The organism is Variovorax sp. V35 (assembly GCF_041154465.1).
Taxonomy (GTDB): Bacteria; Pseudomonadota; Gammaproteobacteria; order Burkholderiales; family Burkholderiaceae_C; genus Variovorax; species Variovorax boronicumulans.
The window spans coordinates 2,469,871-2,493,745 of record NZ_AP028666.1 but is presented as its reverse complement, the minus strand read 5'-3'; the positions used below and the strand labels follow the sequence as shown (position 1 = coordinate 2,493,745).

Genomic DNA, 23,875 nt, shown 5'->3' with positions numbered 1-23,875 from the left:
TGGTCTCGTTCAGCGGGTTTCCTGCGCGGCCGCGGCGATGACGACCCAGCGGCTCTTGGCGCTGCTGTCATCGCCCGCGACAAGCGGCGTGTCTTCTTTGGTATCGGTGCGCAGGCGCAGCACGTCGACGCCGCGCCCGATCAGGTAGCTGCGCACCGCGTTGGTCCGCTGCGCGACCAGCTGCATGCGGTCGTCAGCGCTGCCTTGCGCGTCCGCGTGGCTGATGTGGATCACCACCTGCGCCTCGGTCGCCTTGATCTGCGCGGCCAGCGTGTTCAGCGTGTCGTGCGCCTGCGGCTTGATGAAGGACTTGGCGGGCTCGAACAGCGCCTCGGCCTGCAGCACCGTGCGCATCGGCAGCGGCGCCACTTCGGGCGCATCCGCAGCCAGCTTCTCGGCCTTCTCCGCTTTCTGTGCCTTCGCCACATTCGCATCGGCGCCCGTCGAAGCAAACCCCAGGTGCGTCTCATCGAACTTGAAGCGCAGCCGCACATAAGCGCCCTTGCTCGTGTACTCGTTGGCCGTCAGGTCGCGGTCGTTCAGGCCCACGAAGTTGTAGCCCGCCGACACCCACATGTTCTTCTGCACCTGGTAGCCCACCTCGACGCCGAAGGTCTTCTGCAGCGCACCGCCCTTGCCGTACAGCAGGCCGGCCTGCACGCCGAAGTCCCAGTCCTGGTTGATGTCCTGCGTGTAGCGCGCCTGCACCAGGTGCGCCCAGTACTTGCTGGCCAGCGTGCCGTCGTCGGCGCGGCTGAGCTTGAAGGCGTAGCGCGCCATCACCGCCTTGCCCGGCTCGGGGTTGTAGTTGACGTGCGCCGAGACGATGTCCGCGCTGGTCTTGCCCGGCAGGCTGGCGCCGTTGTCGGCGCCGAAGACGCTGCTGCCCTGCAGCGCGCCGGCCGCATTGCCCGCGCCCACCACGCGCTCGGAGCGGCGCTCGTAGCGTGCCAGCGCGTTCCAGGTGTCGTCGTCCACCGGCCGGTAGGCGATGCCGATCTGGTGGCGCTGCAGGTGGCGCTCGTTGCCCGCGTTGGCGCCCTGGCCTTCGCTGTCGCTCACGATGCTGCGCGCCAGCAGGCTCCAGGACGGATCGAGCTTGAAGCCGAAGCCGGCGCTGAACAGGCGCGTGTTCGCGTCATCGCCGCGGCGCGCTTCGTACACGCCGCTGGCCTTGATCCGGTCGGTGATGTATTCGATGCCGCTGGTGATCGCGGTCGACTCGCCCAGCCCGCCCGCGTAGCCCGTGCCGGTGTTCTTGCTGTTGCTGTAGCCGCTCATGTCGCGCGTGTGCTCGATGCCCCCAGTCACGCGGATCTGCTCGTTGACCTTGAAGGTGTTGCGCACCCCGATGGCCGCCTGCACGCCGCGCCCTTCGGCGCCGTCGGCGATGCGGTACTCGTTGTACACGCGACCGCCTTCCATGTAGTTGCTCTCGATGCCGACGATGCCGGTGTTGTTGCGCTGCGTGCTGTCCAGCTCGTAGGGGCCGTTGAGCGTGGAGATCAGCTCGTAGCGGCCGTACACGCGCGTCTTGTCGGTGATGGCGTAGTTGCCGCCCACGGCCAGCACGTGGCGCTTGCCGTCCTTCAGGTCCTGCTCGCCTTCCACGAACACCTGCGCGCCGGCCACGCCGGGCACCTCGGTCGACAGGCGCCCGCGCACGGTCGTCTGGCTCTGCGTGTCCACGCCGGCTGCGGCGGCGGCCGCGCCCAGCGTGGTCACGCTGTTGGCGCCGATGCTGCTGCCCATCTGGCCGTTGTAGGTGGAGATCTGGCCGTAGTCGAAGCCCGAGCTGGAGCCCAGCGCGTTGTTGCTCTGGCCGTGGCGCAGGCCCACCTCGGCGACGGTCTTGTCGCTGAGCTTCTTCTGCACGCTCACCGTGGCGCCCTTGCGCTCGTCGACCTGGGCCGCGTCCTTGCTGTAGAGCACCTCGCCGCGCACGGCCAGGGTCGGGTCGACGCGGTACTCGGCGCGCGCCGAGGCTTCGGTGTGGCCGGCCGAGAAGCTCGCGCCGGGGTTGTCGAAGCCCTTGCTGGTCTTGGCCGCCAGGGCCACCACGGCCAGCTTCTCGTCCTGGTAGCGCGCTTCCACGCGCGCGCCGTGGCCGTTGCCCTTGTCGTCGGAGTCGGTCTTGACCAGCTCGGCCGCCACGCTGGTGTTCTGGCCGATGCGCGCCACGCCCGTGAGCGCCTGCAGGTTGCGCTTGTTCTGCGGGTTCTGGTCGGTGGAAGCCACCACGCCCAGCTGCAGGCTCTCGCTGACCTTCACCTGCACGTCGGTGCCGGCCACGGTGAACTTGGGGCCGCCCGAGTCCACTTCGTAGGTGACGCGGATCGACTGCGGGTTCAGGTTCGCGTCGATGGAGGCGATGGCGTGCGTGAACAGGATGCGGCGCGTGAGCGGCTCCACCGTGTAGTCCACGAAGCGCGCCACGGCCGTGCGCTGCAGCACGATGTTGGGCTGGTTGCGGTCGCGCACCACGATCTCGATCTGTTCGCTGTTGTCCACGAACTCGCCGTTGCTGGCGCTCAGGTAGTACGGGCCCGAGGTGCCCAGCGCGCGGAACTCCTCCACCTGCTGCGTCTGCGCGGTGCGCGAGACATAGCTGGTGGCGCGCACGTTCTCGTCCTCGTACACGTGCTTCAGGCCCGTGAGCGAACGGTTGCTCTGGCTCAGGTTGCGCACCTCGGTGCTGCTGGCGGTGGTGAAGTCGCCGTACAGCAGGTAGGAGCGGTTCTTGTCGATGCGCACGTAGAGTTTTTGCGTGCTCTGGGCGTCGAAGCCCTTGACCGCGGAGTCGCCGTAGATCGGATAGAACTCGTCGGGACGGATGTCGCGGAACAGGCGGTCCTTGCGCGTCTTGTCGGAGTCGTAGGCGGCGGTGAGCAGGTACTCGCCCTTGACGGTGCCCTTGAAGAAGAAGGCGGCGCGACCGCTGGCGCGGCTGTTGCTGCCTTCGTCCTTCAGGCCCGAGAGTTCGGCTTCGAAGGCGGCGCCGGCGGGCATGGCGCCCAGGGGCAGCTTGCCGCGCTTGGTGAAGTCGAGCACGCCTTCGACGATGCCCACGCCGATCATGGGGCGCATCTCGGGCAGCAGCGCCAGGCGCACTTCCTTCACGAAGGTGCCGGCGCTCACGCGCAGGCGCGCATCGCCCGGCTCGCCCGGGGGCATCAGCTGGAACTCGGCCGCGCCACCGTCCATGAAGACCTGGGTGCCGGGTTCGGTCGGGTTCAGGTCTTCGGCCAGCCAGCGGCCGCGGTCGGTCTCCAGCGTGAGTTGCGTGCGGGCGGTCACGGGCACGCCGGCCGCGTCGATCAGGCGCACCTTGACGACGACGGGCGTGCGCAGGTCGGCGCGCGCCACCTCGGGCAGGTCGACCTCGATGGCGCCGAGCTTGTCGGGGGCGACGACGGTGATCTCGTCGGCGCTGCCGCGCACGTTGCCGAAGCCGTCCACGGCCTCGAGCTTGAGGGTGTTGGTGCCGGGGCGCAGGGCCACGCCGATGTATTCCCAGGCGGCGATGTTCTTCGATGCCAGCTGGGTCTTCTTGCCGACGCGGCGTTCTTCCAATGCACTGCCGTTGACGCTCAGGCGCAGGCTGGTGCCGGCCGTGCCCTTGACGCGCACGTTGATCGACTGGCCGGCGACGGTGTCGCGGTCCTTCAGGCCGATGAAGCCCAGCGTGTTGTTCTCCAGCTGGGGCAGCAGGGTCTCGAGTTCGATGGGACTCGGAACTGCCTGGGGCAGCAGCGGGTTGGCGCGCGGTTCGAGCATCGCGCCGCCGGTGCCGATGGGGCGCATGGCTTGCGCGCCGACGCCGGTGGCCGAGCCGCTGGTGGTCGAGGACGGCAGGCCCGAGGTAGGCACGCCGTTCAGCGGCGAGAACAGGCTGCCGGTGGGGATCGCGGGCTGCACGCCCAGCGTGCCGCCCATGCTGCCGCCACCGCCGCTGACGAAGCTGCTGGCATTGGCCGGCGCCACGGGCAGCGCGATCAGCGGCGCCGAGGTGGGTTGCACCGCGCCCGTGCTGCCGCTGGCCAGGGCCTGGCCGGTGGCCGGCAGGCCGCGCACGTCGCCCACGGGCACGACCTTGCCTTCGGGGTCCAGGCGCAGGCGCACCTGGGCTTCGGCCTCGGTGTCGGGGCGTGCGGCGATGGCGGCGCGGCGTGCGGCCACGTCGGCGATCACGCTCTTCTCGTCGCAGTTCGTGATGATGAAGTTGGCCTTGTGGAACTCGCCCTTCTTCAAATCGACGAAGCGGCTCTCGGGGGTGCCCGAGTTGCGGTTGTCGAGCACTTCGAGCTTGGCGCCCAGCGGCAGCGTGGTCTGGTCCAGGCGCAGCACGTGCGTGACGGGCTTGAGGCCGTACAGGCTCCACTTGCCTTCGATGTCGGTGACGACGTGGGTGCCGTCTTCCATGTACAGGCGCACGCCGGGCACGCCGATCTCGTCGGCACCCTCTTGGCGGCCGTCACGTTGGCCGTCGCGCTTGCAATCGAGATACACCTTGCCGAAGGCGAAGGCGTCGTCAGAGAACACGCCGCCCGTCACGCGCACGGTCCAGTTGGCCAGGTTCGACTGGATGGGGCCCGAGGTGGCGCGCGCGCGGTTGATGGCGTCGCCGTTGGTGGGCGCGCCCACGCCGATGCGCACGCGGTAGCGCACCATGGCCGACTGGTCGGGGGCCACCACCAGCGTGGGGTAGTGGAAGATCAGGCCCGGGCCGGCGCCGCCGGCGGGGTTGGGCACCACCTGCCCGTTCAGGCGCACGCTGTTGGCCACGTAGGCGAAGCCCGGGGGCAGCGTGTCGTTGAAGGTCACGCCGGTGACGGGGAAGCCGGTCTTGTTGGTGACGGTGAGCGCGTAGTCGATGAAGTCGCCGAACTCGACCTGGCGCTTGCTGCCGTCCTTGCGCAGCACCAGGCCCAGGATGTTGCCCGGATCGAGTGGGATGTGGTTGTGCACCGCGTCGCACGGCGTGCCGTCGGGCTTGGCACCGGCCTGCACCTGGAAGTAGTAGCTGGTCGGGTCGGCGTCCTTGGGAGGCACGGCGCTGGGCACGACGGCGCCGCAGCTGGTGAACGAGCCACCGGTCACGGGGATCAGCTGCGAGGGGTACACGTAGCCGCTGCCTGCCGGCGGCGTGACCGACAGCGCGTAGGTGCACAGGCCCGTCACGGGCGGCGTCTGCAGGTAGAACTGGTAGGCGCCATCGGCGCCCGTGGTCATCGAGATGCTGCCGTTGGGGTTGAGCGTGTAGGTGCCCGAGTCGGCGCCGTAGATCTCGGCCGCGGTGATGGGGCCGGCCGTGCCGCTGCTGCAGGACTGGCGCGTGTAGGTGACCAGCGCGCCGGCCACGGGCTGGCGTGTGAGCGCGTTGTAGACCGTGCCTTGCGGATCGACCAGCAGCGCCTGCACCGAGGTGGCGGTGGCCGCCAGCAGCATGGTGGGCGTGACGTTGACGGTGTTCTGCTCGAAGGCGGCGGCCCAGGCCTTGTTGGTGAGCGACACGCGCCCGCCGATGGCCGATGCCTTCTCGGTGATGCGCACGCTCAGGCGGATCTGCTCGCTCTGGCCCGGGGCCAACGCACGGGCGCCGTCGGTCAGGCTCAGCGCCACTTCGGTGGGCAGCTGGAAGGGGTCGGCGCTGTCTTGCGTGGTGCGGTTGCAGGTGGCGCGGCCGGTGAAGCCGGTGGCGGCGTTGAGGTTGCCGTTGGCGGCCTTGGGCGGGCCCAGCAGTTCCCACGAGGCGACCTGCCCGCTCGACTTGTCCATGTCGAAGGTGCAGTTCAGGTTGTCGATCACGCGCACGTTGGGCGCGGCGACGGCGCCGGTGTTGGTGACCTTGAAGGTGTAGTCCAGCTCGTAGACGCCGGGCGACACGCGCCGGGCGATGGAGGCCTGCTTGGTCAGCGTGAGCGTGGGCAGCTGGGTCGACACCGGCGTAGGCGAGGTGTCGTTGTTGGGGTTGCCGTCGCCGTCGGCGTCGGGGTTGTCGCCGTTGACGGAGTCGTCCAGGGCCACCGCGGGGCCGCCGGCATTGAGGGCACCCGAAGCCTTGACGGTGTTGAACAAGGTGCCGGTGCGGCCGGTGAAGTTGATGCGCGCATCGAACTGCACCGTCAGTTGTGCGCCCACGGGCAGCACGGCGCCGTCGGCCAGCAGGTTCGAGGCGGCGGCGGTGCCCTTGAAGGCGGGGTTGGGGGCGGCGACGGTGCCGCCGCTGGGTGCGGGCGCGATCACGATCGAGCCGGGCACGATGGTGTACTGATTCGCGCCGGGCACGGCGGCTGCCGTGTAGGTGCCGAACTGCGTGGCGCCTGCGCTTTCCATCACGTCGGCGGCCTGCACACCGTACAGCCATGACGTGCCGTAGTTGCGCACGTTGACGCTGAAGCGCACGGTGGCGGTGCCGTCGGTCTTGCCGTCGGCGTTGCGGTTCACGCGCGGGGTGGAGGCGGCCTTGGCCACGCCAATGCGGGCCTGGGTGGAGCTGATGACGATGGTGTTCGAGGGCACGGTGGCCGGGCCGGTGCCGTCGTTGTACTGGCTGTGCGCGGTGTTGCGGATCTCGCCGACCTGGTCGGCGTTGACCTTGACGGCGAACTGCATCGCGATGGACACGTTGCGCGCCACGGGCGTGGAGATGCCGATGGCCACTTCGACGGCCGAGGCGTCTTCGGCGGTGCGGTAGCTGAACGCCGGATCGTTGGCCAGGCGGTACAGCTTGACGGCGTTGGCGGCGGTGGTGCGCAAGGTGCCGGGCACGTACTGGGTGCCGACGGGCACGGGGTCGCGCACGAGGACCAATGCGGAAGGCGCGCCGTTCACGAGCAGCGGCGTGTTGGTCGGGGCGATGACGTTGGACGGCTGCGCGTCCTGCGCGCCGATGTTGGTGCCCGAGACCGAGAAGTCGATGCGCGTCTGGCCGGGGATGACGTTGCCGGGGTAGCTGGCCGACTTGACCAGCTGCAGCGCGGCGGCGTTGCCGACGGTGACGGTGTCGCGGTTGATCGCGGTGAGGCCTTGCAGCGCGGTGGTGGCCGTGAGGCCGACGCAGGCCACGCCGGTCGCAGCGGTGGGGATGGTGCCCTGCACCAGCAGTGCTGCGGTCTCGCCGGGCTTCAAAGCAATGGCACCCGCCGCGTTGAGTTGCACCACCGGATCGGCCGCATCGACCACGCCGTTGTTGTTACTGTCCCGCACCACGCGCAAGGCGGACAGATCGAGCGTGTCGGCCGCGCAGCCGCCGGCGTTGTTGGCCAGCGCCAGCGTGTAGGTGGAGGCGACGTTGCCGGTGTTGGTGAGCAGGTGGCTCAGCGTGACGATGCTCGCGGGCGGGCGCGACAGCGACTGGTCCTGCGTGAGCACCAAGGCCTCAACAGGCAGCACCGTGGCGATCACTTCGTTGGACGAGATGGTCTCGGTCTGCGCCAGGCCGTTGGGCACGTAGGTGCCCGTGGCGATGCTGCGGATCACGATGCCGGCCGGGGCCGGTGCGGCGTTCACCTGGGCGGCACCACCCAGCAGCAGCGCTGCGCCAGCGGCGAGCGCGGCAGCCCATCCGCGCCACGATGGCCGGTGTGTGCTCCTGGGATTGAAAGTGAACAGCATGCCGCGAACCCTTGATCGATCACCGCGTGGGGATCAGAAGAAACGAAAGAACTTTTTCGTTTGCACCCTCGCCTCGACAGAGGAAGAGAGGGAAGGCGCAAAGGAAAAACGCACAGGCTTTCGCATGCCTTGTGCGAAGGAGCCGATGGGCTTGTGCCCATCGGCTCCGCTTCACTCAGGTGAAGCTCAGTTGTTGACCTTCACGGAGAACAGCAGCGTGGCGGTGCCGCCAGGTGCCACGGTGTTGGCTGCGCTGCCGCAAGCCACCGTCGTCGCGGTCGAGGTGTAGTTCGCTGCCACGAAGGCGGGCGTCACACCGGTCGACGTGCACCGCGTGAGCACCGGAGGCTGCGTCGCACCCGTGAAGGTGGTGTAGGCCGGCACGGCGTCGTTGATCGACATGTTGGTCACCGGAGCGGAGCCTTCATTGGTCGCGACGACGCGGTACACGAGGCACTCACCCGGCTTGGCGACCAGCGGGGCCGACGAGGACGGGACCTCGGTGCCATCGCAGTTCACGTCCAGCGCCTGCGTCTTCACGAGGCGCATCTGGCCGGTGATGACCGTGGTGATGTCGGTGGCCGTCGGCGAGCCGCAGGCTGCGACGTCAGGGAAGGTCACTGTCACCGTGGCGGTGTCGGTGGCGCCTGCCGTGGCGCCGCCCGGTGCGAACACCTTGACGAGCAGCTTCTGGGTCTTGCCGCTGTCCAGCGCGGTGCCGGTGGCCGGTGCGGTCGGCGTGACCGTGCCGTTCGTCACCAGCGTGTCGCCGCCGTCGATCTGGCCGTCGCCGTTCACGTCGACGTACAGCGCCGTGGTCCAGCCCGCCGTCACGTCGGCTGCAGGCAGCGTGGCCGTGACGTTGTACTTGGTACCGCAGCTTTGCGCGCCGGTGATGGTCACCGTGTGGGCATACACCACCGAACCGCCGGGAGCGACCTGGCCGTTGTTGTTCGGCGTGAGGGTCGCGCCGAAGGTGTTGGCCGTGGTCACGGTCACTGCATCCAGCTTCGTGTCGATCGCCACCACGCCCGTGGAGGTCGCGATGGTGGAACGCACCTGGAAGTAGATCGCCTGGCCGGTGACCGGCGTCTGCGAAGCAGGCGGCGTCACGCAGGCATCGACCGGCGCTTGCGCGTTGCCGGCGACAGCCAAGGTGGTGACCGCTGCGCCCGTGCAGGTCGTACCTGCCGCCACGAACTTGACGGTCCAGCCCGCAGGCAGGCTGCCCGGGAAGCTGTTGCTCTGGCTGGCCGCCAGGCTGTAGGTGTTGGCCGTCGAGTCGTTGTTCTTCACGAACAGCGTGAAGATCGTGCCCGTGCCCGCAGGCGTCGAGTTCACGGTCGTCGGCTGTGCGCTCGGACCGGTGCCCAGGTCACCCTTGAGCGCGTCGTTGCTACCACCGGTGCTGTTGGTCAGGTCGACCAGCACACCCGTCACGTTCGTCAGCGTGTCGCGCGTCGATTCCGTCTTCGTGGCATCGCCCGTCGAGGTACCGGTGACGATCGCCGTGCCGCCCGTGCCCGGCGCTGCCGAGGCCGGCAGCGTGGCTGCCAGCACGAACTGAACGCTGCCGTTGGCCGCGATCGGACCGGTGTCGGGAACGCCGTCGCTGTTGTTGTCGATCAACGGCGTGACGCCGTCGGCGGCAAAGAACTTGAAGGTCGTGCCCGCCGGGAACGTGCTGCCCGCAGCCACCGTGAGGTTCACGACGTCCGTGGCATTGCCGGTGTTGAACGCGGTCTGCTTGAACTTCACCGTGGTGCCGGCCCCTGCACTGGCGACGGTCGTGGTGTCGGCCACGCTCGTGTTGGGGTTGCCCGCACCGGTGTCCTTCGAGGCCGTCGGGCTGGCGGTGGCGTCAGCCGAACCCAGGATGATGCCGAAGGTGCCGATGACGTTGTAGCTCGCCGGGTTGGTCGGCGAACCCGTCGTGCCAGGGGTCGTGGAGGTCGCACCCGGTGCGTCGACAGGGTTGTACTTGGCCGTGTTGGTCGTGGTCGACGTGCCGATGGCCGCCGTGTCATTGACCATCACCACGAAGCTCACCGTCTGCGTGACGTTCGGCTGCAGCGTGTTCACGACGACAGTCAGGTCGTTTCCAGCGGCGCTGAAATCGATCCCGGCCGTGTCGCCCGCTGCCGCATCCGTGAGCGCGACGCCAGGGGCGTTGCTCCAGACCGCGGAACCGGGGACGTACGTGAAGCCAGCAGGCAGCGTGTCCGTCAAAGCGAACCGGCCAGCCGCACCACCCGTGTTGTTGAACTTCAACGTGTAGGTGGTGTAGACGCAGCCTGTGGCCGGCGTGGTCGCGCCTGCCACGGTGGCAGCGCAACCGGCGACCGAGCGCGGACCGCTCGTCGAAGCCGCGGGCCAGGTGCCGCCGTTGGCCGACCAGGCGACCGACGGAACGCTCAGGCTCTTGGTGGCATTGAAGGCCGCCTTGTCCGTGAGGTTCACGTTGTCGACGTCGGCTGCCGTCAGGTTGCCGGCGGCGTACAGCGCCGGCGTGCCTGCGGTGGCCGTGATGGTCGCGGCCACCGGCGAGGTGAACGTGCCCGACGAAGCGGTGCTCGGGATCGAGTACGCGACGACGAACGGGAACGTGCCGTTGTTGCCTGCCACGGTCTGGGCCGGAACATTACACACAGCACCCGGAACGACCGAGCACAGCGCGGTCGTGCTGTCGGGCACACCGTCGGCATTCGCATCGGCGAACACTTCGACCTTGGTGAAGCCGTTCGGGCTGGCCGGTGCGGTCACGGTGAACGTGAAGGTGTCGGAGCCGTTGCCGGTGTTGGTCAGCACGTGCGGCGCGTACACGGTCGTGCCCGCGGCGCCGGTCTTCGTGTTGACCACGTTGGTCGTCACGGTGGTGTAGGTGTCCAGGTTGAACGAGCCGACCTGCTGCACCGTCGTCTGCACGAGGTTGGAGGTGGCCAGTTGGCTGGCGCCGTTCGGGTCCAGGTAGGTGGCCGAAGCCTGGTTACCGATGATGGTGTTGGCGGGTGGAGCCGCAGCGAGTGCGCCGGAACTTCCAAAAAGGAAGCTCAGCGTCAGGGCTGCTGCGCCCGCCCAGAGCGCGCGCGGCGCGGGGCCGGTGCGACGGGCAGACAAGGTAGGGATCACTTGGGTTTCTCCTCGGGGGTTGGGGTCAAAAAAGGTCAAAAAAAGGACGAACTCACCCCGGCCGGGGATTTCCGCGAACGGAAACCGGCGATGGAAAAACCAGCGGGGTTTTGAAGAAAAGAGAGAACCGGCCGTCAGCGCGGCTCAGTGCCGCCGACGGTCGTCGTCAGCGCGGGAAGCTCAGGGCGTGCTGCGCGCAACCTTCTGCGCGTCGGCGGCAGCGGCCACCGGCGCGGGCGGCACCACCGTCTCGACCTTGGCACGCGCGGTCACCGCGGCCGAGCCGTTGGCGGGCAGCTGGCCCAGCGTCCAGCGCAGCGAGCGGTACTCGTTGTACGGAACCGGCTCCGACTTGCCGTTGACGACGCGCGCCAGCGGCTCGGCGGCAAAGGCGCCGTCCTTGGTCGCGGCCTTGACCAGCGTCGCGCCGGGCTTGGCGGTCTTGGGCAGGTACTCCAGGCCTTCGGGGATCGGCAGATTGGCCACCAGGCCGGTGACGGCCTTGCCCGTGTGGTTGGTGTAGGTGGCCGTGTACTCGAGCACGTCGCCCGGCTTGACCGAATCGGCCGCCAGCAGCTGCTCCTTGCCTTGCGCGTCCTTGACCACCTTGGCCTGCGTCAGCACGACCGCGACGGTCTTCTTCTGCGCGGCCTCGGTGGGCGCGGGCGCGGCCTTCGTGCCCTGCGCGGCGGCCAGGCCACCCAACCCCAGGGTCATGGCCACGCCGAGCCCCAGGCCGAGGCGAACGGTCAGCCGGACCACCGGCGACATGAATGAATTCACTTGAGACGAACTTCCGATAGACATAGACAACTCCTAAAAAACAACTTCAAAGCCAGACCGAGGCAACACGAAGATCAAACCGACTTGACCTGTGGCCTCGCGAATTGGCATCGAAGCCATTTCCCAGCCACTTGCAGCACACCACTGACACACCGGCATCGGAGACGACCGCCTCCAATGCCCACTCTCGGCCTCACGCAAGCACGCCCTTTTCGAGCCGCTTCCATGAGCCATTTACCACGTTCATATTATTTTCTGAATGTTTACAAAAACAATCGAACGTCCGCGATCCGCCACTTGCAATGGCCGAGGGTTCCGTGAAAATGTCACGAGAGGCCCTCCAAAGTTAACAACTGTGAATACAGATGTAATCTGGACGCTCGCTTAGATTGTGAATAAACCTGCAATTGGAGTGTGATCAATTTCACAAGCGGATCGCCTCCAAGTTGTTGATGCGTTTGAATAATTTCACTCCCACATCAACCCGCCGCCTCACGATCCCCCAATGTTTCAAGGGAGAAACGAGGCCCTTCGAGCGGCTTCGGACTGTCCCCTGGGGCCACTTCGAAACTAAATTTACAAATTCACAGACTGTGTAATCAGGCGCCGTGAATTTCAGGAACGGCATGCGCGACCTGTCCCCCAATGGTTTCAATCACGGGCAGCGTGAAATACGGATTGATGGATTTTTCAAAATCCAATTCCATTCAAACAGACACGGCTTCGCCATTGGCCTGAATTCAATTCAAGCCAATCCCAGCCGGCTCACTTCGCCGGAATTCATTCGTTGGTCTGCCGACGCCCGGCCTCAATTCGGAGGCGAATGGGCGGGCGTCTTTTTTCAAGGTGACCTTGCGTCACCCCTTCGGATGCCGCGGGCGCTGCCCGCGAAAACTCACTTGCCGTGCCGGTTGTGCGCGCGCTCCAGCGTGTAGCCCACGCCGTAGAGCGAGCGCACGCGGAATTCGCCCGCCACGATCGACGCCAGCTTCTTGCGCACGCGCGACACCAGCGCATCGAGCGACCGGCTGGCGCCCAGCTCCCCGTTGCATCGGGGCCCCTGGGGCAGCTGCTGCCGCGACACGGGCGTGTCGAGGTGGCGCACCAGCACCCGGGCGATCTCGAATTCGCTCGGCGTCATGATGGCTTCGCGGCTCGCGTACTCGACCGCGAGGCGGCTGCGCACGAGCTGGAAACCGTAGAGGCCGTGCGGCTTCGCGTTCCTGCGCAGCGATTTCCTGCCGCACAGCGTCGACACGCGCGCCACGACCTCTTCCGCGTTCCAGGGGCTCACCAGGAAATCGTCGACGTCGAACACCGACACGCGGGGCGTTTCCAGCACGCCGCGCGACCGGGTCAGCACGACCACCGGCGCCGTGGCCGCACGGCTGGCGCCGATGCCGAACAGGATTTCCGGCAGCGCGCCCTCCATCGCCTCGCCCATCAGCAGGAAGAGCCCGACGCCGGGCATCGACGCGGCCTCCAGCAGGTCTTCCTCGTTGACCACACACAAGGGGCTGAAGCCGGCGTCCTTCAACCGGCCTCGCAGCCAGTCGATCTCTTCGCCGGAGTCCGTCAGCACCACCACACGACCGTTTTTCTGTTCCACCCTGTCCACCATCGCTTCCCTTTTCATCGCTCCCCGCATGCCTCTCACAATGGAGTGGAATGTATTAACGTTTATGTACAGTCGATAGGGAAAAGTGCCGATATTGACCAACGGAAACAGGTAGCCCTGTTCTTTTGTCATCGTGTGCAAACAAACTCACACTAATGGGGCGTCCCCCCTCGACACGGGCGGATGGAATCCCGGATCAGCCTTCCATTCCGCGAAGGCCGATCGCTCATGAACCCCTCTGGGAAGTGGCCTCGGACGCAGGGGCCGCCTTGCGCGCGGACAGCCTTTCGAGCAGCCCGACGAGCCAGCACATCGGGCAGCCGCGCAGCAGCAGCAAGGCGCCGACGAGGGCGGGCGGCGCGGTCCAGGGATGGGCGGACGACAGCAGCACAGCCAGCGCGATGAGAACAAGCGCTCCCGCGCCGCGAAGCAGATGCCAGGTGATGGAAACGGGACACATATGCAGGGCTCCTTGAAGAGGGACACCTGCAAGAGAGGCGGCGAAACGCCGAAACGGTTCGCGGGCCCCCTCCTCACCCCCCGGTCGGCTCGAGCACGAACGCGAAGTCCAGCGTGTGGAACGGCCCGTCCTGCATGCTGCCGTCGGGCGCGCGGCCCGGGGCATGCGCGGCGAAGTCGCCGATGAGCGAGCTGCGCACGCCGAACACCGCGTCGCTGTCGAGGTACGGATCGCCCTCGCGGAAGACGTGCGTGATCAGCGTCTCGTAGCCCGGCGCCTGCACCATGAAGTGCACATGCGCGGGCCGCCACGGATGGCGCCGGGTCGCGCGCAGCATGGCGCCCACGGGCCCGTCGGTGGGAATCGGATAAGCCACCGGCGCCACGCCGCGAAACCGCAGCCGCCCTTGCGCGTCGGTGCGCAGCACCGCCCGCCCCTGCATGGGGCCGCCGGGCCGCTGCACGTCGTAGAAGCCTTCGGCATCGGCCTCCCACACGTCGACCACCGCATCGGCCACGGGCTCGCCGTCGCGCCCGCGCACGGTGGCCTGCACGAACAGCGGCTCGCCCACCGCGCCGGCCGCGATGTCGCTGCCCAGCGGCAGCTGCGGCGCGCCGGCCACGTGGAAGGGGCCGAACACGGTGGCCTCGGTGGCCTGCGGGCTCTTGGCGTGGTTCATCGCCACGGTGAGCATCGACAGGCCCAGGGTGTCCGACAGCAGGATGAACTCCTGGCGCTGCGCGTCGCACTTCTGGCCGGTGGCGGTGAGGAAGTCGATGCCCGCGGCCCACTCGGCCTCGGTGAGCCGCACCTCGCGCGCGAAGTCGTGCAGGTGGCGCACCAGCGCCGACAGCACCTCCTTCAGCCGCGCGTCCTCGCAGTCGGCCATGCGCTCGAGCACGGCGGCGGTGATGGTGTGTTCATCGATGTTGCGCATGGGCGTCGGGCTCCGGGTAGGAAGAAGGCGAGTGCGCCGCCGCCAGGCGCCGCTGCGTCGGGAACAGGGACCAGGCCCAGCGCTGCTGCGCCCAGCCCCACAGCCCCTGCTTGAAGAAGATCGTGGCCACGATGGCCAGCAGCCCGAGGCCGAGCAGGTACCAGGTGCCGTAGTCGCTCAGGAACTTGTTCAGCGCCCAGAACACCAGCGCACCCACCAGCGGCCCCTCGATGCGGCCGATGCCGCCGATCACGACCATGAAGATCGCGAAGGCGGTCCAGTTCGGCGCGAAGGCCGCGTCGGGGCTGATGCGCAGGTTGCCCACGAAGTACAGCGCGCCCGCCAGCCCGGCGCCGAAGGCCGCCACCACGTACACCGCCAGCTTCATGCGCGCCACCGGGATGCCCTGCGACTCGGCGGCCATCTCGTTGTCGCGGATCGCCAGCAGCGCCAGTCCGAAGCGGCTGCGCAGGAACAGGTAGACCAGCGACACCGCCGCCACCACGCAGCCCAGCGCCATCCAGTAGGTGACGCTCTCGCGCGTGGCGCGCTCGATGCCGCGCAGCGCCGTGAGCGTGGTGCCCGAGCCGCCGCCCACCGCCGACACGTTGGCAAAGCTGAGCCGGAACACCTCGGCGATCACCCAGGTGCCGATGGCGAAGTAGCCGCCCGACAGCCGGAACGCCACGAAGGACACCGGCACCGCGATCAGCGCAGCGGCCAGCGCGCCGAGCGGAATCGCCACGAACGGATTCACGCCCGCGAAGTTGCCCAGCATCAGCATCACGTAGCCGCCGAAGCCGAAGAAGGCCTGCTGCCCGATGCTGACCATGCCGCCGTAGCCGGCCAGCAGGTTCCACATCATCGCGAAGATGAAGTAGCAGGCGATCTCGACGAACTCGCGCATCCAGCTGGGCTCGCCCCAGAAGGGCAGCGTGGCGGCCACCGCCACCAACGCGGCGGCGGTCCAGCCCGCGCGGCGGCTGCTGCCGGTGTCGATGGTGACGACGACGGGGGCCATCGCACTCAGTCCAGCTGCAGCTGCACGCGCGCGGCCACCTGGCCCCAGCGCTGGTGCTCGGCGCGCAGGCGACGCGCCGCTTCTTCGGGCGTGTTGGCCACCACCTCGAGGTCCATGGTGGCCAGCCGCTCGCGCAGCTCGGGCGCGGCCAGCGCCTTCGCCACCTCGGCCTGCAGGCGCGCCACCACGGCCGGCGGCGTGGCGCGCGGCATGGCCATCATCTCGGCGAAGCTGGCGTCGTAGCCCTGGATGCCCGCCTGCGCCACGGTCGGCACCGTGGGCTGGCTGCCCAGGCGCTTGCTGCCGGACACGGCGATGGCCACCAGCTTGCCGTCGCGGATGATCGGGCCGACCGTCGGCGAGGCCAGGAAGCCGCAGGGCACCATGCCGCCCATCACGTCCTGCATGGCCGGGCTCGGGCCGCGGTAGGGCACGTGCTGCATCTGCACGCCGGCGTCGGCCAGCAGCATCTCCATCGCCATGTGGCCGGGCACGCCGGGGCCGCCCGAGGCGTAGCTCATGGGCTTGGCCTTGGCCGCCGCCAGCAGCTCGGGCAGGGTCTTGATGCCGGCGCCGGGAAAGCACACCAACTCCTGGCTGAACGCGGCCAGCTGGGTCACGGGCACCAGGTCTTCCATCGGGCGGATGGCGAGCTTGCGGTACAGGTGCGGGTTGATGGTCAGCATGGTGTCGGGCCCGACCAGCACCGTGTGGCCGTCGGTGGCGCGCGCCACCTCCTGCATGCCGATGTTGCCGCCCGCGCCCGGCTTGTTGTCGACCACCACGGGCTGGCCCAGCGCCTTCTGCAGGGCCGGCTGCATCAGCCGCGACACGATGTCGCCCGGCGCACCGGCCGGGAAGGCCACCACCAGCCGCACGGGCTTGGTGGGCCAGGCGTCGGCAGCGTGGCTGGGTACGGCGATGGTGGCGAGCACCGCGGCTGCTGTCAGGCAGGCCGCGAGAGGTCGGCGGAAAGCGTTCATGGGATGTCTCCTTTTTTTGAAATGGGTGCGCGGCCGCCTACCAGGCGCCGATGAGGATGCCGGCCGCCAGCTCGCGTTCGTTCCAGCGCGCGATGTCCTCGGGCGCCACCGTGGGAAAGCGCCGCCGCTGGCGCAGCCAGTCGAACAGCAGGCCCAGCATCTGCTCGCGCACCGCGGCCAAGGCCGGGTCGCGGCCCAGGTCGACCAGCTCGTCGGGGTCGGCCTGCATGTCGAACAGCTGCGGCGGCAGGTCTTCGAAGTGCACGAACTTCCAGCGGCGCGTGCGCAGCATCGTCATGTGGCAGCGCTCGACGGGCTGGGCCAGCGGCAGGCGCACCTCGTCGCGGAAGGCGAAGCTGTTCTCGCACACCACCAGCTCCTTGCCGGCCGCGCCGGCGTGGCCGTGCAGCAGCGGGCGCAGCGACTGCCCTTCGAGCCATTCGGCCGGCTGCGGCAGGCCCAGCGCGTCGAGCATGGTCGGCACGAGGTCGATGCATTCGACCAGCGCGTCGCTCACCGTGCCGCGACGCGCATCGGCCTCGGCGCGCGGGTCGACCACGATCAGCGGCACCTTCACGATCGGGTCGTGGAACAGCTCCTTCTCGCCCAGCCAGTGGTCGCCCAGGTAGTCGCCGTGGTCGCTGGTGAAGACCACCAGCGTGTCGCGGTCCAGCCCCTGTTCGGCCATGAAGGCGAAGAGCCGGCCGAGCTCGTCGTCGACCTGCTTCACGAGCCCCATGTAGGTCGGCACCACGGCGCGGCGCACCTCGTCGCGGCTGAAGTTGCGGCTCACGGTCTCGCGCCGGAAGCCCTCGAGCACCGGGTGGGCGTCGACGCGCTCGGCCTCGCTGCGCACCACCGGCAACATGTCGTCGGGCCCGTACATCGCGTGGTACGGCGCGGGCGCCACGTAGGGCCAGTGCGGCTTGATGTACGACAGGTGCAGCACCCAGGGCGCGTCGCCGGCCTCGCGCATGAAGTCGATCGCGCGCTCGGTCGTGTAGGGCGTCTCGCTGTGCGCGCCGGCGATGTGCGCGGGCCGGTCGGCCCAGCGCATCTGCCAGCCGCTCAGGATCTCGCCGTCGGGGCCGCGGCCCGAGTTGGCGTAGTCGTGCCAGGGGTTGTCCGATTCGTAGCCCTGCGCGCGCAGCCAGTCGCAGTAGGCATTGCCCCTGACCTTGAAGCCCGGCGGCCAGATGCCGTCGTCGCGTGCATAGGGCTCGAAGCCGCCTTCCATCGCGAGCCGGCCCACGCCCTGCGTCGGGTCGATGCCCAGGCGGTGGGCGCCCTCGGTGTCGGCCTCGACGTGCGTCTTGCCGACCAGCGCGCAGCGCACGCCGTGCGGGCGCAGGTGGTCGCCCAGCGTCTTCTGCCCCACCGACAGCGGCACGAAGTTCCACATCGTCCCGTGGCTGCTGACATAGCGGCCGGTGTAGGTCGACATGCGCGAGGCGCCGCAGACCGCGCCCTGCGCGTAGGCGTGGCTGAAGCGCACGCCGCGCGCGGCCAGCGCATCGATGTGCGGCGTCTGCAGGCGCGGGTGGCCGTAGCACGAGAGGTGGTCGGCGCGCAGCTGGTCGCACATGATGAACAGCACGTGCCTGAGCGGCGCGGGGGAGGTCTTGTCGGTCATGTCGGAAGGGGTCAGCGTGTCTTGGGGAACAGTCCCTGCGGCCGCAGCACCAGCACCGCGAGGAACACGAGATGGCCGAACCAGATGCCCCAGCCCGGATCGATGCGAAAGCCGATCTGCTGCGCGATGCCCAGGATCATGGCGCCGGCCAGCGTGCCCCAGAACGAGCCCATGCCGCCGATGATCACGGCCTCGAAGGCAAACAGCAGCAGCAGCGGACCATCCGACGGCGACACCGTGGTGCGCATGCCCTGCAGCGCGCCGGCGATGGCGATCAGCACGAAGGCGATGCCCGTGGCCAGCGCGTAGACCTGCTTGGCTTTGAGGCCCATCAGCTCGGCGATCTCGCGGTCGTCGGACACCGCGCGGAAGGTGCGGCCCAGCGGCGTGCGCGTGAACATCCACTGCATCGCGCCCGTGGCCGCCACCGCGACCGCCAGGATCACCAGCGGCAGCGCCCCCAGCGCCAGCGTGTCGCCCAGCGGCACCGAGGCGGTGGCCAGCGCACCGACCTCGATGGCGCGCGGGTCGGCCGAGAACAGCTCCAGCAGCAGGTTCTGGATCACGATCGACAGGCCGAAGGTCACGACCAGCGAAGGCAGCGGGTCCTTGCCCAGCGTGCCGTTGAGCACGTGGCGCTGCAGCAGGTAGCCGAAGCCGAAGGCCAGCGGCAGCACCGCGAGCACCACCAACCACGGCACCGTCGCGCCGGTCATCGAGACGCCGGCGATCACCGCGAAGGCACCCAGGATGATGAAGTCGCCCTGCGCCGTGTTGGTCAGCCGCATGACGCCGAACATCAGCGACTGGCCGAGGGCGAACAGCGTGTAGAGGCCGCCGAGCAGCACGCCCTGGAGCAGGGTTTCAAGCATGGGATTCCTCGATGCCGAAATAGGCCTGCGAGATCTGCTCGGGCGTGAGTTCGTCCGAGCGCCCCGTGAGCGACACGCGCCCGTCCTGGAAGCAGTACACGCGCTGCGACACCTGCCGCGCCATGCGCACGTCCTGCTCCACGATCACGACCGTCATGCCCTCCCCCGTGATGGCCGGCATGGCCGCATAGATCTCGCGGATGACGACCGGCGCCAGGCCGAGCGAGAGCTCGTCGCACAGCAGCAGCTCGGGGTTGCTCATGAGCGCGCGGCCCAGCGCCACCATCTGCTGCTGCCCGCCCGAGAGCGAGGTGGCGGGCTGGCGCCGCTTCTCGGCCAGGATCGGGAACAGGCCGTACAGGCGCTGCAGGTTCCACGGCCCCGCGCGGCGCGGCGTGGCGCCCATCAGCAGGTTCTCTTCCACGCTCAGGCTCGGGAACAGGCGCCGGCCTTCCGGCACCATCGCCAGGCCGCACCGCACGATCTCGCCGGGCGGCAGGCCGCCGATGGGTTCGCCCTTGAAGCGGATCGCTTCGGACGGCGCGCGCAACAGCCCCGTGAGGCTCTTGAGGAAAGTCGACTTGCCCGCGCCGTTGGCGCCGATGACCGCCACCAGCTCACCTGCCGACAGCGTGAAGTCGATGCCGAACAGCGCCTGCGCATCGCCGTAGAAGGCCTGCAGGCCGCGGGTGTCGAGCAGCGCGCTCATGCCTCGATCCCCATGTACACGCGCCGCACCTCGGGGTCGTTCATCACCGCACGCGGCGCGCCTTCCGCCAGCTGCTGCCCGAAGTTGATGACGAACAGCCGGTCGGCCAGCGACAGCAGCGCATGCACGACGTGCTCGATCCAGATCATGGTCACGCCGCGCGCCTTGATGCGTTTCAGTTCCGCCACCAGCACCGCCGCCTCGAGCTCGGTGAGCCCGCCCGCGATCTCGTCGAGCAGCAGCAGGCGCGGCTTCGTCGCGAGCGCGCGCGCCAGCTCCAGCCGCTTGCGGTCGAGCAGCGTGAGCCCGCCGGCCGGCTTGTTGGCGTGCGGCGCCAGGCCGGTCTGGGCCAGCACCTCGTGCGCCGTCTCCCAGGCCTCGCGCTCGGCCTGCTGGCCGCCGAAGCAGGCGGCGGTGACGAGGTTCTCGAACACGCTCATGTGGCCGAAGGGCTGCGGCACCTGGTAGCTGCGGCCGATGCCGGCACGACAGCGCTGGTGCGGGCGCAGCCGCGTCACGTCGCGGCCCGCGTACTCCACGCGGCCGGCATCGACGCGCGCGTCGCCCGAGATCAGGTTGAACAGCGTGGTCTTGCCCGCGCCGTTGGGCCCGAGGATGCCCAGCGTCTCGCCCTCGGCCACCGCCAGCGTGATGCCGTCGGTGACCTTGAGCGCCCCGTAGGACTTGCTCACGCCGTGCAAGGCCAGCAACGTCATGGCAGCCGTCACTCAGAGCAGGCGCAGTGCGCCGCCGGTCGGGATCACCTTCGCGGCCTCGTCGTTCACCAGCGTCAGCTCCACCTTGCGCTGCTTGCCCTTGCCCCACTGGCCGAGCACCAGCGGTGTCTTGCTGACGTTCCTGAACGGGCCCTGCCCGCCCCACTTCACGGGCCCGACCACGGAGTTGATCGAGGTCGCGGCCACGGCATCGCGCACGTCGCCGGCCTTGAGCGACTTCGATCGCGACAGCGCGTTCGCCGCCACCTCGAACAGCGCATGCGCGAAGCCGATGGGCTGCGTCCACTGCTTCTTCGTGCCGGCCTCGTAGGCCTCGGCCAGCGCCTTGGCGCTTTGCTGCGTGAGGCTGGAACTGAAGGGGTGCGACGGGCTCCACCACACCTCGGTCGACAGGCCTTCGCCCAGGTCGCCCAGCGCCTCGATGGCGCCCGGGAACAGCAGCGCCTTGCCGAGCGTGATCACCTTGGGCTTGAAGCCCTGCTGGCGCGCCTGCGTGAGGAAGGTCTTGGCGTCGGGCGGGATCACCACGCCGGTGACGATCTCGACGTTGTCGCGCTTGAAGGCCGCGATCTGCGCGCTGAAGTCCTGCGTGCCGTTCTGGAAGCGACCGGGGTCGGTGAGCGTGAAGCCCATCTGCGCGAGCGGCTTGGGAAAGCCCAGCTCCTTGTCGCCCCAGGCGTTGCCGTCGCCGTCGTTGGGAAACAGGCCGCCGACCTTCTTGTTGGTGGCCACGGTCTTCCAGCCGTTCGTGAAGGTGGCGATGACATCTTCGAGCCCCCAGAACAGGTGGTAGGTCCAGTTGAAGCCCTTGGCCGGGTCGCCCTTGCGGCCGAAGAACCAGGGCTGCCAAGGCACCACGCTGGAGATGCACGGCACCTCGTTGAGCTCGCAGGCGTCGCTCACCGGGTTGGCGGTCTCGGGCGTGCCGGCGGTGAGCACCAGCGCGACCTTGTCCTTCAGGATGAGGTCGTTGGCCACCTCGCCCGCACGGTTGGGGTTCGACTGGCTGTCCTTGAGCACGATCTGCACGGCGTACTTCTTGCCGCCCACGCTGAGGCCGTCCTTGAAGGCGGCCTTCATCTGCTCGATCACCCACTTGTCGGCCTCGCCGAAGGGCGCGAGCGGCCCGGTCTGCGGCGACACGTAGCCGATCTTGAGCGTGTCGGCGGCGAACACCAGTGGCGCGGCGCCCGTGGCGGCGAGCGCGGCGGCGGCCTGCGTGAACTGTCTGCGGTTGAATGTCATGGCTGTCTCCTTCGTTGTTCGTGTGTGTCTTCGATGCCCGCGCCGTGGCCTAGCCCGGCGGCTCGCCGTCGAAGGCGCGTTGCAGCAGCGCGCGGATCGCGTCGCGCTCGGCCGGGCCGAAGGGCCGCGGGTTCCAGTACGGGTTGGCAACGGCGATGTCGGCCGCGCGGTCGAGGTCGGCGGCGCGCATGCCGATGTCCTTCAGCGCCACCGGCGCGCCGTTGTCGCGCGCCAGCGCAAAGACCGCCGCCGGCGCCGACACGCCGCCGAGCGCGCGCGCGATGCGCGCCATGGCACGCGGCGCGGCCTGTGCGTTGAAGGCGAGCGCATGCGGCAGCACCACCGTGTGCACCTCGGCGTGCGGCAGGTTGAAGCTGCCGCCCAGCGTGTGGCACAGCTTGTGGTGCAGGGCCATGCCCACCGCGCCGAGCACGCCGCCGCAGAGCCAGGCGCCGTACAGCGCGTCGGAACGGGCGGCCAGGTCGTCGGGCTGCACGCGGATGGCCGGCAGCGCGCGGGCGAGCGCGGCGATGCCTTCTTCGGCCATCAGGTCCATCACCGGGTTGCTGTCCTGCGCGTACAGGCCTTCGGCCGCGTGCGCGATGGCGTTGATGCCGCTGGTCACGCTCAGGCCCACGGGCAGCGTGCGCGACAGCTCGGGGTCGTAGATCACGGTGCGCGGCAGCACGCGCGGGTCCTTGCCGGTCTTCTTCAGGCCGTTCTCGGTGAGACCGTAGATCGGCGTCATCTCGCTGCCCGCGTAGGTGGTGGGGATGGCGACGATCGGCAACCCCGACTCCAGCGCGATGGCCTTGCCCAACCCCGTGGTGGAACCGCCGCCCAGCGCCACGGCGCAGTCGGCGCCGAGCCGGCGCGCCAGGTCGCGGGCCTCTCGCGCCGTTTCCACGGGCACGTGCATCACGGCGCGGTCGAACAGGCCGGCCGCCTGCGCGCCGAGCGAGGCCGCCACGCGCTCGGCCTGCGGGCGCTGCTCGGGCGTGCACAGCACCAGCGCTTTTTTCGCGCCCAGCGCATCGATCTCGCGCGCCAGGTGGCGCAGCGAACCGGCGCCGAACACCACGCGCTGCGGATGGGTGGTGTGGATGAAGTCGTGCATGGCGCGCTCCTTTTCTTTCTGGCTATTCGAGGCTCAGGCGGCGCTCGCGCACCAGCCGGGCCCACTTGTCCTGCTCGGTGCGCAGCACGGTGGCGAACTGCTCGGGCGTGTTGGCGATGCCGGTCAGGCCCTGTTCGCGCAGCCGTTGCTGGAACGCGGGCTCGGTCACGACCTTGCGCACCTCGGCCTGCAGCCGGTCGACCACGGCGCGCGGCGTGCCGGCCGGGGCCAGCAGGCCGACCCAGGAGTTCACCTCGAAGCCGGGGTAGCCGCTCTCGGCCACGGTGGGCACGTCGGCATAGGCGGCCACGCGCTGCGCGCCGGTCTGGGCCAGGGCGCGCAGCCGGCCCGCGTTGACATGCGGCTGGGCCAGCACGGCCGAGAGGAACATCATCTCGACCTGCCCACCCAGCAGGTCCTGCTGGGCCGGGCCCCCACCGCGGTAAGGGATGTGCGTGACGAAGGTGCCGCTCACGGCCTTGAAGTACTCGGCCGTGAGGTGGTTGCTCGAGCCCGGCCCGACGCTGGCGTAGTTCAGGCGCCCCGGCTGCGCCTTGACCAGGCCGACGAAGCGCACGAAATCCTTCGCCTCGACCTTCGGGTTGACCACCAGCACCAGCGGGTTGCTCGCCACCTGCGTCACGGGCTGCAGGTCTTTGGCGATGTCGAAGCTCAGCTTCGGATAGACCAGCGGGTAGGTCGCGTAGCTGTCGAACACCATCAGCAGCGTGTGGCCGTCAGGCGCCGCGCGGGCCACCTCGGCGCCCGCCAGCGTGCCGCCGGCGCCGCTGCGGTTGTCCACGATCACAGTCTGGCCGAGCGCGGCCTGCAGGCGCGGCTGCAACTGGCGCGCGACGGTGTCGACGATGCCACCCGGCGGAAAGCCCACGACCAGCCGCACCGGCTTGGTCGGCCAGGCCGGCGCCTGGGCTTGCGCGGCCATGCCCCACATCAACGTGCAGGCGACCAGGGCCCTGGAAAGGATCGAGAAAGACATCGTGTGCGTCCGTCGGT

General features: G+C 69.1%; 15 protein-coding genes. All 15 read right to left on the bottom strand.

The features are described from left to right. Positions 1 to 9 precede the first annotated feature (9 nt). Complete coding sequence (locus ACAM42_RS11445) at positions 10 to 7,617, bottom strand: OmpA family protein (RefSeq protein ID WP_369632072.1); 7,608 nt, start codon at positions 7,615 to 7,617, stop codon at positions 10 to 12. Positions 7,618 to 7,803: 186 nt separating this feature from the next. Further along, positions 7,804 to 10,746: a hypothetical protein gene (locus tag ACAM42_RS11440; protein ID WP_369632071.1), complete on the bottom strand. Its 2,943-nt coding sequence runs from the start codon at positions 10,744 to 10,746 to the stop codon at positions 7,804 to 7,806. Between the two features lie 180 nt (positions 10,747 to 10,926). Next, a complete protein-coding gene (locus ACAM42_RS11435) occupies positions 10,927 to 11,517 on the bottom strand; it encodes a hypothetical protein (protein WP_307694330.1) in 591 nt (196 codons plus the stop codon). Positions 11,518 to 12,424: 907 nt separating this feature from the next. Next, complete coding sequence (locus tag ACAM42_RS11430) at positions 12,425 to 13,138, bottom strand: response regulator transcription factor (RefSeq protein WP_157754996.1); 714 nt, start codon at positions 13,136 to 13,138, stop codon at positions 12,425 to 12,427. Between the two features lie 235 nt (positions 13,139 to 13,373). Further along, positions 13,374 to 13,607 carry a hypothetical protein gene (locus tag ACAM42_RS11425; RefSeq protein WP_095744501.1) on the bottom strand — a complete coding sequence of 78 codons (234 nt, stop codon included), beginning with the start codon at positions 13,605 to 13,607 and terminating at the stop codon, positions 13,374 to 13,376. Between the two features lie 73 nt (positions 13,608 to 13,680). Continuing rightward, the gene (locus tag ACAM42_RS11420) at positions 13,681 to 14,544 is read right to left on the bottom strand and encodes an intradiol ring-cleavage dioxygenase (RefSeq protein WP_369632070.1); all 864 of its coding nucleotides are present in this window, start codon (positions 14,542 to 14,544) and stop codon (positions 13,681 to 13,683) included. Next, the gene (locus tag ACAM42_RS11415; protein ID WP_369632069.1) at positions 14,528 to 15,565 is read right to left on the bottom strand and encodes a branched-chain amino acid ABC transporter permease; all 1,038 of its coding nucleotides are present in this window, start codon (positions 15,563 to 15,565) and stop codon (positions 14,528 to 14,530) included. Before ACAM42_RS11415 ends, ACAM42_RS11420 begins: the two co-directional genes overlap by 17 nt. Before the next feature lie 5 nt (positions 15,566 to 15,570). Then, entirely contained in the window at positions 15,571 to 16,548 is a 978-nt protein-coding gene (locus ACAM42_RS11410; RefSeq protein ID WP_369632068.1) for a Bug family tripartite tricarboxylate transporter substrate binding protein, read from the bottom strand. A gap of 37 nt (positions 16,549 to 16,585) precedes the next feature. Next, positions 16,586 to 18,181, bottom strand: a complete 1,596-nt coding sequence (locus ACAM42_RS11405; RefSeq protein ID WP_369632067.1) for a sulfatase-like hydrolase/transferase — start codon at positions 18,179 to 18,181, stop codon at positions 16,586 to 16,588. Between the two features lie 11 nt (positions 18,182 to 18,192). Then, complete coding sequence (locus ACAM42_RS11400; protein WP_369632066.1) at positions 18,193 to 19,053, bottom strand: branched-chain amino acid ABC transporter permease; 861 nt, start codon at positions 19,051 to 19,053, stop codon at positions 18,193 to 18,195. Further along, entirely contained in the window at positions 19,046 to 19,762 is a 717-nt protein-coding gene (locus tag ACAM42_RS11395; protein ID WP_369632065.1) for an ABC transporter ATP-binding protein, read from the bottom strand. The genes ACAM42_RS11400 and ACAM42_RS11395 overlap by 8 nt, the downstream gene beginning before the upstream one ends. Further along, the gene (locus tag ACAM42_RS11390; protein WP_369632064.1) at positions 19,759 to 20,478 is read right to left on the bottom strand and encodes an ABC transporter ATP-binding protein; all 720 of its coding nucleotides are present in this window, start codon (positions 20,476 to 20,478) and stop codon (positions 19,759 to 19,761) included. Before ACAM42_RS11390 ends, ACAM42_RS11395 begins: the two co-directional genes overlap by 4 nt. A 12-nt stretch (positions 20,479 to 20,490) precedes the next feature. Then, positions 20,491 to 21,744, bottom strand: a complete 1,254-nt coding sequence (locus ACAM42_RS11385; RefSeq protein WP_369632063.1) for an ABC transporter substrate-binding protein — start codon at positions 21,742 to 21,744, stop codon at positions 20,491 to 20,493. A gap of 49 nt (positions 21,745 to 21,793) precedes the next feature. Further along, complete coding sequence (locus ACAM42_RS11380) at positions 21,794 to 22,861, bottom strand: maleylacetate reductase (protein ID WP_369632062.1); 1,068 nt, start codon at positions 22,859 to 22,861, stop codon at positions 21,794 to 21,796. 22 nt (positions 22,862 to 22,883) lie between these two features. Then, positions 22,884 to 23,858 (bottom strand): tripartite tricarboxylate transporter substrate binding protein, encoded by a 975-nt coding sequence (locus tag ACAM42_RS11375; protein ID WP_369632061.1) that lies wholly within the window; start codon positions 23,856 to 23,858, stop codon positions 22,884 to 22,886. Positions 23,859 to 23,875 lie beyond the last annotated feature (17 nt).

What these genes read in the sequence shown, in the direction of transcription:
- ACAM42_RS11445 (WP_369632072.1), bottom strand. Translation starts at nt 7,617, where the DNA reads ATGCTGTTCACTTTCAATCCCAGGAGCACACACCGGCCATCGTGGCGC.
- ACAM42_RS11435 (WP_307694330.1), bottom strand. Translation starts at nt 11,517, where the DNA reads ATGTCGCCGGTGGTCCGGCTGACCGTTCGCCTCGGCCTGGGGCTCGGC.
- ACAM42_RS11425 (WP_095744501.1), bottom strand. Translation starts at nt 13,607, where the DNA reads ATGTGTCCCGTTTCCATCACCTGGCATCTGCTTCGCGGCGCGGGAGCG.
- ACAM42_RS11420 (WP_369632070.1), bottom strand. Translation starts at nt 14,544, where the DNA reads ATGCGCAACATCGATGAACACACCATCACCGCCGCCGTGCTCGAGCGC.
- ACAM42_RS11415 (WP_369632069.1), bottom strand. Translation starts at nt 15,565, where the DNA reads ATGGCCCCCGTCGTCGTCACCATCGACACCGGCAGCAGCCGCCGCGCG.
- ACAM42_RS11410 (WP_369632068.1), bottom strand. Translation starts at nt 16,548, where the DNA reads ATGAACGCTTTCCGCCGACCTCTCGCGGCCTGCCTGACAGCAGCCGCG.
- ACAM42_RS11405 (WP_369632067.1), bottom strand. Translation starts at nt 18,181, where the DNA reads ATGACCGACAAGACCTCCCCCGCGCCGCTCAGGCACGTGCTGTTCATC.
- ACAM42_RS11400 (WP_369632066.1), bottom strand. Translation starts at nt 19,053, where the DNA reads ATGCTTGAAACCCTGCTCCAGGGCGTGCTGCTCGGCGGCCTCTACACG.
- ACAM42_RS11395 (WP_369632065.1), bottom strand. Translation starts at nt 19,762, where the DNA reads ATGAGCGCGCTGCTCGACACCCGCGGCCTGCAGGCCTTCTACGGCGAT.
- ACAM42_RS11390 (WP_369632064.1), bottom strand. Translation starts at nt 20,478, where the DNA reads ATGACGTTGCTGGCCTTGCACGGCGTGAGCAAGTCCTACGGGGCGCTC.
- ACAM42_RS11385 (WP_369632063.1), bottom strand. Translation starts at nt 21,744, where the DNA reads ATGACATTCAACCGCAGACAGTTCACGCAGGCCGCCGCCGCGCTCGCC.
- ACAM42_RS11380 (WP_369632062.1), bottom strand. Translation starts at nt 22,861, where the DNA reads ATGCACGACTTCATCCACACCACCCATCCGCAGCGCGTGGTGTTCGGC.
- ACAM42_RS11375 (WP_369632061.1), bottom strand. Translation starts at nt 23,858, where the DNA reads ATGTCTTTCTCGATCCTTTCCAGGGCCCTGGTCGCCTGCACGTTGATG.